Annotated in this window: 14 protein-coding genes and 1 pseudogene; 1 reads left to right on the forward strand and 14 read right to left on the reverse strand. The window is 70.4% G+C overall.

What is annotated here, in order from left to right; genetic code table 11:
• Positions 1–197: 197 nt before the first annotated feature.
• Positions 198–464: a hypothetical protein gene (locus tag ACFW01_RS29395; RefSeq protein ID WP_384508552.1), complete on the forward strand. Its 267-nt coding sequence runs from the start codon at positions 198–200 to the stop codon at positions 462–464.
• A gap of 80 nt (positions 465–544) precedes the next feature.
• Here ACFW01_RS29395 and ACFW01_RS29400 read toward each other — a convergent pair whose 3' ends face one another.
• The 14 genes and pseudogenes from ACFW01_RS29400 to ACFW01_RS29465 form a co-directional block, all read right to left on the reverse strand.
• Positions 545–1,249 (reverse strand): cation transporter, encoded by a 705-nt coding sequence (locus ACFW01_RS29400; protein ID WP_384508555.1) that lies wholly within the window; start codon positions 1,247–1,249, stop codon positions 545–547.
• Positions 1,249–1,584 (reverse strand): ArsR/SmtB family transcription factor, encoded by a 336-nt coding sequence (locus ACFW01_RS29405; RefSeq protein WP_384508558.1) that lies wholly within the window; start codon positions 1,582–1,584, stop codon positions 1,249–1,251. The genes ACFW01_RS29400 and ACFW01_RS29405 overlap by 1 nt, the downstream gene beginning before the upstream one ends.
• A gap of 42 nt (positions 1,585–1,626) precedes the next feature.
• Positions 1,627–2,040 (reverse strand): hypothetical protein, encoded by a 414-nt coding sequence (locus ACFW01_RS29410; protein WP_384508561.1) that lies wholly within the window; start codon positions 2,038–2,040, stop codon positions 1,627–1,629.
• Positions 2,037–4,124 (reverse strand): hypothetical protein, encoded by a 2,088-nt coding sequence (locus ACFW01_RS29415; protein ID WP_384508564.1) that lies wholly within the window; start codon positions 4,122–4,124, stop codon positions 2,037–2,039. Before ACFW01_RS29415 ends, ACFW01_RS29410 begins: the two co-directional genes overlap by 4 nt.
• Positions 4,121–5,872, reverse strand: a complete 1,752-nt coding sequence (locus tag ACFW01_RS29420) for a hypothetical protein (protein WP_384508567.1) — start codon at positions 5,870–5,872, stop codon at positions 4,121–4,123. The genes ACFW01_RS29415 and ACFW01_RS29420 overlap by 4 nt, the downstream gene beginning before the upstream one ends.
• A gap of 101 nt (positions 5,873–5,973) precedes the next feature.
• Positions 5,974–7,482 (reverse strand): tyrosine-type recombinase/integrase, encoded by a 1,509-nt coding sequence (locus ACFW01_RS29425; protein WP_384508570.1) that lies wholly within the window; start codon positions 7,480–7,482, stop codon positions 5,974–5,976.
• Between the two features lie 32 nt (positions 7,483–7,514).
• A pseudogene (locus tag ACFW01_RS29430) lies at positions 7,515–8,117 on the reverse strand (collagen binding domain-containing protein); the annotation flags it as partial.
• Between the two features lie 75 nt (positions 8,118–8,192).
• Entirely contained in the window at positions 8,193–8,681 is a 489-nt protein-coding gene (locus tag ACFW01_RS29435) for a hypothetical protein (RefSeq protein WP_384508573.1), read from the reverse strand.
• Between the two features lie 26 nt (positions 8,682–8,707).
• The gene (locus ACFW01_RS29440; RefSeq protein ID WP_384508576.1) at positions 8,708–9,580 is read right to left on the reverse strand and encodes a DUF317 domain-containing protein; all 873 of its coding nucleotides are present in this window, start codon (positions 9,578–9,580) and stop codon (positions 8,708–8,710) included.
• On the reverse strand, positions 9,577–10,800 hold the full coding sequence (locus ACFW01_RS29445; RefSeq protein WP_384508578.1) for an ATP-grasp domain-containing protein: 1,224 nt from the start codon (positions 10,798–10,800) through the stop codon (positions 9,577–9,579). The genes ACFW01_RS29440 and ACFW01_RS29445 overlap by 4 nt, the downstream gene beginning before the upstream one ends.
• 46 nt (positions 10,801–10,846) lie before the next feature.
• A complete protein-coding gene (locus ACFW01_RS29450; RefSeq protein WP_384508581.1) occupies positions 10,847–11,149 on the reverse strand; it encodes a hypothetical protein in 303 nt (100 codons plus the stop codon).
• 31 nt (positions 11,150–11,180) lie between these two features.
• Positions 11,181–12,416: an MFS transporter gene (locus tag ACFW01_RS29455; RefSeq protein WP_384508584.1), complete on the reverse strand. Its 1,236-nt coding sequence runs from the start codon at positions 12,414–12,416 to the stop codon at positions 11,181–11,183.
• Positions 12,413–12,931, reverse strand: a complete 519-nt coding sequence (locus tag ACFW01_RS29460; RefSeq protein ID WP_384508587.1) for a regulator — start codon at positions 12,929–12,931, stop codon at positions 12,413–12,415. The genes ACFW01_RS29455 and ACFW01_RS29460 overlap by 4 nt, the downstream gene beginning before the upstream one ends.
• Complete coding sequence (locus tag ACFW01_RS29465; RefSeq protein ID WP_384508590.1) at positions 12,928–13,773, reverse strand: winged helix-turn-helix transcriptional regulator; 846 nt, start codon at positions 13,771–13,773, stop codon at positions 12,928–12,930. Before ACFW01_RS29465 ends, ACFW01_RS29460 begins: the two co-directional genes overlap by 4 nt.
• Positions 13,774–13,810 lie beyond the last annotated feature (37 nt).

A 13,810-nucleotide genomic window follows, 5' to 3' on the forward strand; every position in this document is an offset into this window, starting at 1 on the left:
GTTCGCAGCTTCTCCGGCCCCGTGCCGGGGACAGGCCCTAACAGCTCTGCACATTCATCTGTACGCGGCTCTGCACTTCAGCTCGTACGCCGACAAGGGTGCCTCCACCGGCTGCGATCAGCGCGGTCGCGCCGCCGATCAGCCATGGAGTGGCGTCAGCTCCTGTGTGGGCGAGGGAGCCCGTAGGCGCCTTCGGCGTGGAGTCTGTCACCGGGGCCGCGGCGACGGACGAAGAGTCGGATTCCGGCGAAGAGTCGGCTTCCGGCGTGGGCTTGTCTGCGGCCGAAGGGGCCGTCCCGCCGTTGCCACTGCTCGGCTTGCCGGGGCTGGACGGGGAAGGGGTGGGCTTGTGCGTCGGCTTGTCTGAGGGGTCGGGCTTCGGGTCGGTGTGGGTTTTGGTGTTGGTGACGGTCACGGTGACCGGGGCGCCGGGGCCCGCGGTGAACGTCTTCGTCGGCTTGTAGAGGTCGTAACCGGCGGGCGCCTTGTTGTGGCCACTGTTTGAGGCTGACCGTTGACCGCTTGCTGAGCCCCCGGACGGCGGTCAGTTGCAGCAGGTGCAGCCGGGCTTGCAGCCGCAGGCGTCGGTCTCCGTGACGGCGCTGGTGGTGGGGATGGGTCCGCAGCAGGCGTCTCCGCGCCAGGCTTCGCGGCCTTCTTTGACGGCGACGGCAGCGATGACGAGGGCGGCGATTGGGTCGGCCCAGGACCAGCCGAAGAGGCTGTTGGCGACGAGGCCGACCAGGAGGACGGCGGAGAGGTAGGTGCAGAGCAGGGTCTGCTTGGAGTCGGCGACGGCGGTCGCGGAGCCGAGCTCGCGTCCGGCCTTGCGCTGAGCGGTGGACAGGAACGGCATGACCGCCAGCGACAGTGCGGCGATGACGATGCCGGGGGTGGAGTGCTCGGCTTCACCGGTGCCGGTCAGGGCCCGGATGGCGTCGATGGTGACGTAAGCGGCGAGGGCGAAGAAGGAGACGGCGATGATCCGCAGAGTGCGCTTCTCGCGGGCTTCGCGGACGTCGTGATCGGTCGCGGAGAACTGCCAGGCGACCGCGGCGGCGGAGGAGACTTCGATGACGGAGTCGAGTCCGAAGCCGATCAGCGCGGTGGAGGAAGCGAGGGTGCCGGCAGTGATGGCGACGATCGCCTCGATCACGTTGTAGGTGATCGTCGCGGCGACCAGCAGGCGTATTCGCTTGGTCAGGACGTCACGCCGGGCCGGGGACGGTCCGAGGGATATCGCGGTCATCAGCAGCAGCCCTTCTCGTCCGCATCGACGCAGGTGCGGTCGGTTTCGACGGCGACGACCGCGGTCCGAAGGTCGTCCAGCGCGTGACCGAGCCGGGGGTCGGCGAGCTCGTAACGGGTGCGGCGGCCGTCGGGGACGGTAACGACCAGGCCGCAGTCGCGCAGACAGGCCAGGTGGTTCGACAGCCTGGTCCGCGAGACACCGATCTTGTCGGCAAGGTCGGACGGATAGGCGGGGGCATCCCGCAGGGCCAGCAGCAGCTGGCAGCGGATCGGGTCAGCGAGAGCACGTCCGAAGCGCGTGAGCACTTCGACGTCGGAAGCGACGGTCAGCACCCTCCGACAATACAAGAATTCATGGATTCAGGAAATCCTGAACTAGCGGGCTTGGGGTCGGCGCCCGTGGGTTCCGATGCGGGTGACACCGGTGGCGGCTTCGAGCTGCTGCTTCAGGCGCTGGTTATCCAGGGTGACTTGCTGGATGCGGGCGGCGGCCAGCGTGAGGTGAGCGGTCAGCTCCTTGTTCCGCCGCCTCAGCTTGGCGTTGCGGGCAACGAGCTGGTCGTAGTGGCTGGTTGGAGTGTCGGCTGCGGGTGCGCTGGTGCGGGCGGCTTCGGCGATGTCCCGGGCGATGTCGGGGAAGTGGCGCCGGAAGGTGGTGTTGCTCAGCCCGAACTCGCGGGCCAGGGCGAGGACGGTGGGGCGCTTGCCGGTGTCGATGGCCGTATGGCGGAGCCGGGTCAGGGCCGCGCGGACCCGCGCTTCGGATGGGAGGTCGGTGCGGCGGGTCACGAGGGCTCCTGGGTGGTGGCGAGGAAGTCTTCGATCTGGTGCTTGCGCCTAAGCAGTCGGTGCTGCAGGAGGGGCGGCAGCGGTGGGCGTCTGGTCAGCTGCTGGTCCACCAGTTCGATCTCTCCTCGCCAGGCGCCGGTGTTCTGCCTGGTGAGGGCGACGTTGCGGCAGGCCAGTGGCTGGCACTGGGGGTGGTCGCCGAGTCCTTCGAAGGCTCCCTGGCGGGCCCGTTCGCAAAGGGCCTTGGCCGGGTCGTGGACGCAGGTGATGTAGGTGCCGGGATAGACCGCGGGGTCGTCCCGGTTCATGATCCGTCGGAGTCTGCGGTCGTCGAGGACGACGGTTCCCTGGAAGCGGGTTCGTTGTCCGAACTCCTCCAGGCGGCGGGCGGCCTCGGCGGCTGCCGGGCCGGCCAGTCGGGTGTGCTCGTGGGCGTCGATGACGGTCAGGAGGTGTTCGCCGCGGGCCAGAGCTTGTTCGCTTTCGACCTCGGCCCGGAAGCCGGAGTCGCTGGTGCCGGCGTATCCCTCGAAGACCTGGATGCTGTGGTGGCGGTATTGGAGAGCTCCGGCGATGGTCCCGCCGGGGCGGCGGGCGATGAACCAGGCCAGGGTGCGGCGGAACTGGGCCGTGTGCAGCTTGAAAGGGCGGCCGTTCACCGCGGGGATGGCGTCGTGGCGTCCGAGGCTGTCGCAGTAGCTGTTCACCCAGGCGGCGAAGTGGTTGAGGTTGTCGTTCGTCTGGCCGGTGGTCATGGCGGCGTGGCGGCGTCCCTTGTGGCCGCCGGCGCCGTGGTCGAGACGGTTGAACAGGTGGTCGACGCCGGGCGGCTGGAGCATCTCCAGCATGGTGATCGCGCGGGCGACGGGTTCGCCGACGTTCCAGACCGCTGTCACTCCGCGGGGGTCATCCTCGCCCTTGAAGGACAGGCTGGTCACCTTCCACCGGTAGGGCTTTCCGGTGCTGTCCGTCTCGGTGCGCAGGCAGCCCCTGGCGAGGGCTTTGACCTCGCTGTCGCGCATGCCGCTCAGGTAGGCGATAACGATGTAGGCCGCGGTCTGCAGCATCCGGGCAAGCACGGCCAGGCCGTGGTCGTGGAAGTGGCTGGTGACGATCTCGCCGATCCAGGGCCGACCGTCCAGCCGGCCCTGGATGTCGAGGTCGAAGCCAGCGGTCTCGGCGACACCGACGACGGCGGCCACGGACTCGACCAGCAGCCGCAGTGCGGGGTCGCGGAACATCGCGCGGTGGTAGCCGGTCTGACGGGCGATGCGGAGCAGGTTCGGCTGTCCGCGCCAGCCAGGCAGCGGCCGGTTGTGTATGAGGTAAGTGTCGAGTGTGGCCTCCAGGGCTGCCCGGGTCGAGACCTCACTCACCCTGGTCGTGCGGTCGACCGGCATGCCCCAGCGTTGCCGCCGCCATTGCCCATCGGCTGCGCAGATGTCCGCAGCGAAGTGGTCGATGAACCGCAGGGCCCAGACGAACAGCGGGCCCATGACGTCTTCGGGGATCCGCTGGGTGCGGTTCTCCTGCGGCCTCTGGTGTCGGCGTACGGATTTCTCTCCCCAGTCGTCCATGTGTCGCGGGTCGAACGCGAGGCGGTCGGTGAGGTGATCGCGCCAGCGCCAGAACCAGCGGACCGCCGAGCGGGCCTTGCTGCGGCCGCTCACCGACCGGACGGTCCGCCGCAGCATGGCCTGGTAGTCCAGCAGGTCCGCTGCGGTCAGGGTCGCCAGTCCCCGAAACCGTGGCTCCGGCCGTTGGTCGACCCATGTCAGAAAGCGGATGGCCTCCTGGAAGCCGGTGTGGACGGTGTCCAGGCAAGGACGCTTCTCGGCCGGCGGCAGCGGGCCCGAGAGCATCGCGAGGCAGAGCTGTTTCGCGGTGGCCCGGAACGACTGGGGAACCCGGTCGAAGCAGAGGGTGAGCGATCGCACGTTCAGGCGGTGGACCGCGTGTCCCAACTGCCAGGTGGAGTCCGCGAATCGGGAGGTGTCCTCCAGCCGGAGGCCGGGCTTGAGCGGCCAGGCCGACAGCACGAACACCTCCGGCTTCAGACCCTGGGCAGCGGCCGGTGTCGTCATGGTGTCTCCCACGGCTCTTCGACCAGGTCCAACAGCGCGTCGCCGGTCTTGTCCGCCTCGGCCCGGGCCAGCTCGGCCGGGCTGAACTTTGCCAGCACGTCGTGCCGGATCGCCGCCCAGGTCGGCCCGTAGCGGTGCCACCACTCCGCCTCGCTCATCTGCTGCCGTCGCTGAACCAGGGCATCGAGCAGGCTCAGCAGCCGCGGCAGGTGGGAGCGGGTGATCAGGCAGTTTCCGCAGTGGAAGCAGTCCAGAAACGACACCCGGCACTCTCCGCCGGTCGCCGGATGCCGTCCCGGATCCCCGCATGCGCTCCAAGCGGTGTCCAACTCCCCGCCCGCGACCCGGCGGGCCGATTCGTCGTCCAGCCCCGCGCCGACGGCCAGGCCCTCCTCGCTGACCGGTCCGGGAAGCACCCGGGGGTGTCCGCGCAAGGCCACCAGCTGCTGGTGAGCCTGAACGGCTGCCCGTTCCGCGTCGACGAACGCCTGGCCGAGGATGTCCTCGCTCCAGTCGACGATCACCGGGTCCTTGCCGAGGTAGTTGCGGAACAGCACCTGCATGGTGTTCGACTTCGCCGCGGACGGCAGATGCCCGCCCAGCCGCCGGGTGCGGCGGACCTCCGCACTGGTCTTGATCCGGTTGAAGGAGACCCGCAGGGGCCCGGGCTCCTGCCCGCCGACGGGATCGGCCATCAGAGGCTTCGCCCGGCCGGCCGCCCAGGCCGACAGTCCCAGGTAACTGCCATCGAGGTTCCGCACGAATGGGGCGATGTGCTCCTGCAGACCGCTCGCCCCGCGACGGCTGCCGTTGCTCCAGATGCAAAACAGCCGGTCGCTTCCGCAGGCCGCCCGGCTCGCCGCCATCAGCTCGTGCAGCAGCAGATAGCAGCCGCCCGGCGTGTGCAGCTCGCGTCCCGGCGGCCCGATCTCCCAGGTGAACGTCTCCTCCCAACGGCCCGAGCCGCGCCGCCGCTTGATCCCGCGGACCTCAACCGCCCGGCCGTCCAGCACCCGGTGCTCGGCCGGCAGTTCCTTGACCGTCTCACCGTTGCGCTCGCTCAGCGCGGTCAGCAGCACCAGCAACGGCGCCAGATCCGCGGTCACCACGAACAGATGCCGTGCCAACTGCCAGCGCGGGCCGACTACGTGAACACCACCTCCGAGATCAGGAACGACTCCCGACGCCCTCACCCCCGCGAGCCGACCGCCCAGGCCCTGCGCGTCAGCCCAGTCCGCAGCGGCCTGGTCGGCAAGCCGCTGCCCGGCCCGGATCCGGTCCCGGACCCGGGCCGTGTCTGCGCGGGCAGCCGCGATCAGCCGTTCGAACTCGCCGTTGGAATAGCCCGCGACACCCCACTGAGGTCGGACCGGCCGCCGCTGCAAGGCGACCGCGACCTGCTCGTCCACCACTGGCCGTAACGCCTTCGTGGCCAGCAGCATCCGAATCGCGCTGACATCCTGCGAGGCCCGGTAGGTGCCCTCCGTCTGGGCCTGGAAGGCTTCGACGTGGCCCAAGCTCAACTCACCTGGCTGCTGCGGCGGTTGCGGCAAAGCGGCCAGGAAACTCATCCACCGAGAATGCGACTCCCATGCCGACCGCGCGGAGGCCAGCGTCCGCAGCCCGCCGGCGGGCCCGGTCCGCTCGGCGAACCCGTCCGCCAGAGCCCGCTGCCAGCCCGGCAGAGGAAAAACCCCCGCATCGAAGACCCAGCGGCGTGCGTCGTCGCCCTCGAACAGCAACCGCAAGTCGGCCGCCTCGCGGTCAGCCGAGGCCGAGCTGCCCGGATAGTGCTGCTGAGGCAGGGCGGCCCGACGGCCCGGGCCCGTGCTGCCCCGCCCCTGTGCCGTCACCACGTCCCGTCGCCCGACGCGCTGTGAACGCCCAGCTGGGCCAGCGGTGTGTCCCTGGGGTCCTCCCACGCGTCGGGGACCAACGCCATCCGGGTCTCCATCTCCAGTTCCTGCAACGCATGCAGATAGATCAGCGTGGTCAGCACCGACCGGTGTCCCAGCCGCCGGCGCACCCAGTCCAGCGGATCGCCGAAGATCCTCACGTAGTGGCCGCGCTGGGCCTCCCCCAGCTGGCCGAGCTGGGCGATGTGAGCCCGCTGCAACTGCTCCAGGGTGACCACGGCGAAGGTGTGCCGCAGCAGATGCGCGTGCGCCGTCAGCCCGATCCCGGCCTCGCGGCAGCGGGAGTTGGCCGTCGTGAACACCGACTTCCAGCCCGACACCGACATCGGAAGCCCGTGCTCGTTCAGCCAAAGCATTGCCGGCTCCAGCCCGGCCGCCGTGTCCCGCAGCAGCCGCCGACGCTCCTCCGGCCGCAGGTCCCGCAGCCTGATCCGGGTCACCCCCGCTGCGGTCAGCTGATGAACCACGTCCGGCCGCTCCGGATCTGCGATCACCAGCGGCCGGCGGATCGCGTCATAGCGGTCGGCAGCACGCGCGTTCTCCACCACCTCGGCCCGATCCCACTGAAGGTAGGAGCCCAGCTCCAGCACCATGCTGTGCGGCAGATAGACCCAGCGGGCCGACGAGTTCTTCGCGATCGCTCCCGGCAGCCAGAATCGCTGGTAGCCGCCCAGAGCCGCCGTCGTTGGGACCTCGGTGACCAGCAGATGGGCCTGCTCGCTCAGCCGCAGCCCGGTGCGAACCATCACGTCGCAGAACACGGCATTGCGGGTAGCCCAGCGGCCCCGGAACCTCGCCGAAGGCAGCCCGTCGGGCCCATATCCCCGGATCCCGACATCCCGCCAGCGGCGATATGCCGTCGGAGGCAGCCACTCGATCCGCTCTCCGCCCTCGTCGTGCGCATAGGTGGCCGGGACCGTCGATGCCGCACGCGGCCGCACCACAGTTCCCGCCGGGGCAGGCCGGGCATCCCGCTGCGGAATCGGTGTGAACGCGGCATGCCCCTGCCCCACTGCCCATCCGTAGAAGGAGTTGACCAGCGACACCTCCTGATTCCAGGTACCCCCGCCAACCCGCGGACCGACAGGATCGCGACGCCGCCAGTGATGAAACGCCAAGTGATCCTCGGCTGTGGCCGACCGCCAACAGCGCCCGCCCCGCGCCACCAACAGGAAGTTCAAGAACCGTGCGATCGCCCGCGCTCGGTTGGCGTTCGTATTCCACGGAGCCGTCACCACGTTCGCCTGAAAGAAGTAGGCGTTCAACGCGACGTCGTACTCAAACCGCGGCGACAACAAGAACGGCAGACCATCCGGCACCGCCTCCTCATCCCACCAGGACAGCAACCCGTCCGGGCCCTCTCCCAGGTAGGCAGGCCATACGCCCACCACCGGTAAGTCCCGGCTCACAAAGTTCACCGACCACATCGCTCCACGCAGCACCCGCGGAAGGTACAGCGGTCACTGACCGGCTATGCACAAGCCCTGATCTCCGTGACCCAGAACTTCGTGCTGCGGCTGGACACGGGCAGCTCACCGGAGGCGGTGCCCTCGGCGCCCGTGGTCAGGGTGAGCAGCGTGGAGGTGCCGGTGCCGATGTTCACGGTCGCGCCGGGCAGGAGCTTGCCGGTCTTGTCGTCCTTGGCCTGCAGGAGGACCTTGGCGGCCTTGAACGGGTCGGTGATCGTCAGCCGCGTGGTAGCGCCCGGGGTGACGATGACGTCCTGGTCGGCGACGACCTCGTGGAGCGGGCTGCCGGTCGCCGTCTGCTTGAGCCGGTAGACCCCTGGTGCGAGGTCGGGGAAGGTCGCCTTCCCCTGAGCGTCAGTCTGTCCGCGTCCGGCTTCCTGGCCGGCGGAGTCGAGCAGCAGGAACGTGGCGGCGGGCAGGGCGTCTCCGGCTGCGTCCTTCGTGATGATCTCGACGCTGCCTGCGTCCGGAGCCGGGGTCTCGGTGGGAGTGGCGGAGGCCGAGGGGGTTGGTTCGGCGGGCTCGGCGCTGGCGGCCGGTGCCCAGGTCAGGGTGCCGGCCGCCGCGACGGCGACAGCAGCAGCGGATCGGATGAGGCGTGCGTGCACGAGGAAGAGGCTCCTAGAGGGGAATGAGGGGGGTCGTCGGATGTGCCAGGGCATCGAGGCGGACAGGAGCAGGGCTCAGCGGTTGCGCGAGCCGTTGCGGGCAACCGGCTCGGCCGGAGCGGGCTGCGCGGTGCGGCCCGTAGTTCGGCGGGGCTTGTTCGCGGGGCGGGAGCCGGGGAACCAGACGGCGGTGTACTGCTCGATGGCGTCGCGCAGCCCGGTGGTGACGGCGCCGTCCCAGGGAGGACGTCCGGGTTGGTGGTGCCCGTCGAAGGTGGCGTACCGGGAGTCGCCTGGCCGGGTGCCGTGGGCTTCGTCGCGGCGGTGGAAGGTGCCGTGGTCGCGGAAGCTGAGGGCGACGGCGTCGATCTCGCCGCCATCGGGGTGGAGGACCGCCAGGCGCAGGCCGCCGTAGGTGCCGGCGTAGAGGGCGCCCTTGAAGTCGATGCGCAGCCGCAGGGGGCTCCCCGGGGTCGGGGCGGCGTAATAGGTGTTGCCGACAACGGCGTGGTCGGCGAAGGGGAGGCAGAGCTCGGCGAAGAACTCGGGAGCCTGGAGGGACATGGTGGACTCCGTCGGGTGGGGCCGTGTCAGCGGCGGGGGCCGGGCAGGGCGGGTCGGCTGGTGGTGCTCCAGCGCGGGAAGCTGGCCGCCGGCACCGCGGTCGGACGGCGAGCGGCCAGGGCCAGCTGGACGTCGAGCGGAGCCGGGCTCTGCAGGGAGGGCGGGAGGACGGGGGCGAGCTGGGCGCGGCTCTTGACGTAGCTGTGGGTCGCCCGCCGCCACCGCAGCAGCGGCGCGGGGTCGGCTACGGACTCGGTGACGGCGCGCAGGAGGGCGGCCGGGGTGTCGGTGCTGGCGGTCGCGTACCAGAAGGGCCGGTCGACGTTGGTGCCGGACCACAGGTGCCAGCGGGCGCTGCGTGAGTCCAGTTCGCTCTTCGCGTCGAGGGGGCCAACGGCGTACTCCAGGGTGGCGAGGCCGTCGGGTGAGGTGATGGCGAAGGTGTCCGGGCTGGGTCGGTAGAACTGCCAGCCGTGGGCGATGAGCGGGTCGACGGTGAGGAACGGGTCGCGCTCCGGGCTGCCGACGACCGGGCGGGCGAGGTAGCGGTCCGGGCCGTCGCGATACGCGGTGGCGAGGGCGGTGGTGAAGGCGGTGACGAACTCCGTCGGTGCGTCGGCGTTGAAGCAGACGCCCCAGACCGGCGGGCCGAAGGCGTCGCGGTAGGCGTTGATGCGCCAGAGGCCGTCGTCCTCGCCCTCGGGGAGGTAACCCAGGCGCACCCGGCCGTCGGGGGCCGTGAGGTGGGCGTTGCCGAGGTCGTCGTGATGCAGGTCCCAGCCGAGGTCGCGCAGCGGGTCGAGGGCCGGGTCGCCGACCGTGGTCGAGCGGGCCAGGTGGCGGGGGAAGACGTAGACGTCGCCATCGAGGTCGTCCTGCGTAGCGGGCTGCGGGCTCATCGGTCCGCCTTCACGGCGACGGTGATCTCATCCGCGACGGTGCTGAGGCGTTCGTTGACCTGGGCAGGGGTGCTGCCGGTCACGATGTAGGATCCGGCGCGGGCGGTGAACAGGGTGCCGCCGTCCTGCGGGAGCTGGACGCGGTCTCCGGGTCGACGCTGGAAGCACAGCCGGTCCAGCCACGGCGGGCGAGTGCCTGTGTAGCCGAGGTGGGTGAGGGTGCCGGAGATGTGGGGGTAGATCATCCCGATGGCAGCGGCGCCGACGCGGCTGGCCGTGAGGTCGGGGGCTTGACCGCAGGCCAGGTCGGCGGCAGCGCGCGGAAGGTCGATTCCGGTGGTGAGGCGGACGAGGTGGCCGATCATGTCGCCGGCGAGTCGGCCGTTGACCTCGATCAGACGCGGTCGGCCGTCGACGAGACGCATCTCGATGTGGCTGACGCCGTTGGTGATCCCCAGTGCTCGGATGGCGGCCCGCGCGGCGGGCGTGACGATGCCGAGGAGTGGATCGGCAGCGTCGACATGGTGCGCGAGCTGTTCGAAGTGGGGTGGCGGGCTGATGGTCTTGCGGTTGACCGCGACTACCGTGGTCGTTCCGCGGTAGGTGACGCACTCGACGCTGATCTCGGGACCGTCGAGGAACTCCTCGACGAGCACCTGGTTGTTCTCTGCTGCCGGCTCGGCCGTCAGCTGCGCGACCTGATGTGCGGTGGCGAGCTGATCCGGGGTGTCCACGCGCTGTACGCCCATGGCGCCGGCGTGGGCAGCGGGCTTGATGACGACCGGGTAGCCGATCTGGGCGGCGGCGGTCTGGGCTTCTGGCAGGCTGCGCACGCTCAACGAAACGGCGGAAGGTACACCGTGACGGGCGAACAGGGAGCGTGCGGTTGCCTTGTTGCGGCACGCACGTGTCACCTCGACGGAGTTGGCGGGCAGTCCGAGGGCGCGGGTGAGACGGGCGGTCGGGACGAGGCACCACTCGTCCCAGGTCATGACTCCGGCCAGGTCGTGGCGTGCGGCCAGAGCCCGGCCCCCTGCCAGCAGGGCGGCTGGATCGTCGAGGTCCGCGACGACGTGGTCGATGATGTGCGCCTCCTCCCAGCAGGGTTCGGCGGCGGTGAGCAGCACGATGTCGTAGGCGTCGGCGACTTGCTCAAGGCAGTAGCCGCGGTAATTCGCGTCTCCGGGAGCGACGACGAGTACGACGGGGCGGTCAGACAAGAAGGTGGTCTCCGTATCGGTGAGGGCAGGATCAGGAGGAGGGCTCTCAGGCCGCGCGGCGGCGGTGCAGCTCGAACGCACCGGCCCAACGGGGATGGCCGTCGATCAACTTCCGGGCGTACAGCGCGGTGAAGTTTTTGTTCAGTCCGGCAACGCCGTGGGGGAGTTCGCGGCGGAGGTCCTCGAAGAGGTCTTTCATGCCGATGCGGGTGGCCCCGGCCGCCAGACGGAGAGCGGCCATGCGTTCGAGCGCGTAGTAGACGTGTGGGTTGTGAGCATCGAAGGCGTGGAACTGGTCGGTGTTGGTGTGCCCGGTCGTGCGGTGCGACCCGCGGACGGCGATAGGCATGGCGTTCTCCACAGACTGGGGCGCAGCAGGGTCAGGGGCGCAGGGCGGGGTCGCGGCGCAGGCGGGCGAAGGCGCAGAGCAGGCCGAGGGCCTGCAGGACGGCGCAGACGGTGATGACGTGGCCCAGAGCGTCGGGGGGCGTGAGGGCGGTGAGCAGGCCGGCGACGGGGAAGGGCAGGAGCAGGATGAGGATGGTTGCGGACAGCGTGCTGCCGAACTTCTCCGGGGGGATGAGGTGGGACCGCAGGGTGCGCAGGACGACCGCCAGACCGCCGTCGGCGGCCATGAGGATCGCGACCAGCACCAGGTAGGACAGGTAGTCGGGGGCCTGGGCGGCGGCGAGACAGGCCAACGAGGCGAGGACGGCGCAGGCGGCGCCGACAGGCCACAGGCCCAGGCGGTCCAGTGCGAACCGGCAGATGGTGACGGCCAGGAGCGTGGCTGCTGCTGCGGCGGACCACACCAGGCCGACGGCAGTGGTGGACTGACCGAAGTGCTTGACGACGATCACCGGACCGGCTGCCTGCAGAATGCCGATGGCCAGGTTGGACACGGTCAGACCGGTGACCAGCCAGCCGAGCGCTGGCAGCGAGCGGATCGTGCGCCATCCTGTGAGGAGCCCGGCGCCCGGGCGCCCCTTGTGGCGGTGCTCCGAGGCCGTGGGCGAGGGTGGGGTGCGCAGGGCGAGCAGCGCGGCGATCAGCGAGAACGCGGTGATCACCGCGAGCATGGGGGGCGGTCCGGCCAGCAGGAGCAGCCCGGCGAGGGCCGGGCCGGCCAGGGTGGCTGTCTGGTCGATGCCGATCAGTACTGCTTGGACCCGGTGGGCTCGAGAGCCCGCCCGGCGGCCCGCGGCAGCGCCGGCGGTCTCGGCCGCGATGTAACTGAACTCGGTGAGCACGCCGGTTGTCGCCGCCAGCGCCATCACGGTGACGCTCGCCACGGTCCCCGAGGGGTGCAGCCACAGCAGGGTCGCGCCGGCGGCGAGGGCCACCGCGCGCCCCAGGGAGGCGAGGTGGAACACGATGGCCGCCCCGCGCCTGTCGACGATCGATCCTGCCCATCCGAAGGCCGCCAGTCGCGGCATCCACTCCAGGGCGAACGCGGCCCCCGTCAGCGCGGCGGAGTTCGTGGTGGCCAGAACGAGCAGCGGGATGCCGTAGGTGCACATCGCGAAAGCGAGGGCGTCGGCCGTGCGCGGCAGGTAGATGGTGCGCAGCAGCGAATCGGCTGGGAGCGGGTCCCGGGTATCTGCGACGTGGCTCACGCGACCGGCTCGTACGTTGACAAGTAGGTGAGCTGCGGGTTTTCGGCCAGCCACTGGAGCAGGAGAACCCGAACGTGGGCTGGGTCGGTCTCGGGCTCGGTGCCGGCCCAGCTCGCGGCGGAGGGGCGTGCCGGATCCTGTGCGCTCTCGCTGGAGATCTGGAGTGCCAGCAGTCCCAGGACGTGACGGACGCGGTGGGTGAAGTCGCAGACCTCCGCCGGTGGGGTGTGGCGGCGGGACCAGCGCGCTGCCGCATCGTAGACGTCGGCCAGCTCCTGGCCGCGGTGGGTGAGTTCGAGGCCGGCGCCTGGCGCGGTGCGGACGAGACCGTGGTTGCGGGCCGTCTCGGTTGCGATCCGCAGGTGATGGGTGGAGAGGTCGGGGAGGGTGGCGGCCAGCCGCCTGGGCGGTATCGCTCCGTTGTCGTCGATCTCGGTGATTAGGCGGATCAAGGGGCGCGATGCCAGTACCTCGACCGCGGTGCGTATCTCGGCTGTGGTGAAGGAGGTGGTCATCGGCGCGGACCCCCTGCCGGGAGGGCCGCCTTCGGGCCGGTGGTCGTGGCGTGGGAGAAGAGTTCACGGCTCTGCCAGGTGGCCGGAGCCACCTCCGGTGCCCGCGTCGGGAGGTGCGTTCCGGGGGCCGTCCGGGACAGGCTGCTGACCCATGGCTTGGGCGTCGGTCCGGCGTTCGGGGAACCCCAGACCGGGTGGGACGCCGCCTCGTGGAGGGGCTGTCCGGCGGCCCACGCGGACAAGGCGCTGAAGACGGGGCCCAGCCCGTCGCCGGACGCGGACAACCGGTAGGGCCTGCCCTTGCCCTTGGTGTTGACCAAGGCGTCGTCAACGAGCTGGCGCAGCGGCGGGTAGATGTTGGTCCAGTCGCTCTGGGGCATCACGAGCCGGGCCAGGGTGCGTCCGCTGACCTCCTGGTGGGTCTTGAGCACCCACAGGATCGCGGCGGCGTGGCGTCGGGTTAGCAGTGTGAGGCTGTCCTCGATGTGGTCGATCGCCCTCAGCGGGTGATCCGCCTTCTCCAGGTGCTCCTCGGCCCAGGTGACGATCACCGGCAGGACCGGCAGCAGGGCGGTGCCGCGCTCGGTGTTCCCGTAGGTCACGTGTCGCGCACTGTGCTCGGTGCGCTCCACCAAGCCGGCGTCGCACAGCGCCTTCACCTTGGGGTGGAGCTGCCCGTCGTGGAGCCAGGACACCTTGGCGGCCAGATCGCTGTACCTCATGGGGCGAGCGGAGAGTGCCAGCAGGATCCGCACGTTCCACCGCGGGGTGATCATGCCGAGGGCTTCGGTGACCCGGGCGATGTCGGTCGCGGTGTCAGGGGGCAGGGCGGTGATGGCCAAGACAAGAACTCCTGGGTCAGTAAGGGAATGCGCCGCC

This window comes from Streptomyces sp. NPDC058985 (assembly GCF_042740985.1).
Lineage (GTDB): Bacteria > Actinomycetota > Actinomycetes > Streptomycetales > Streptomycetaceae > Streptomyces.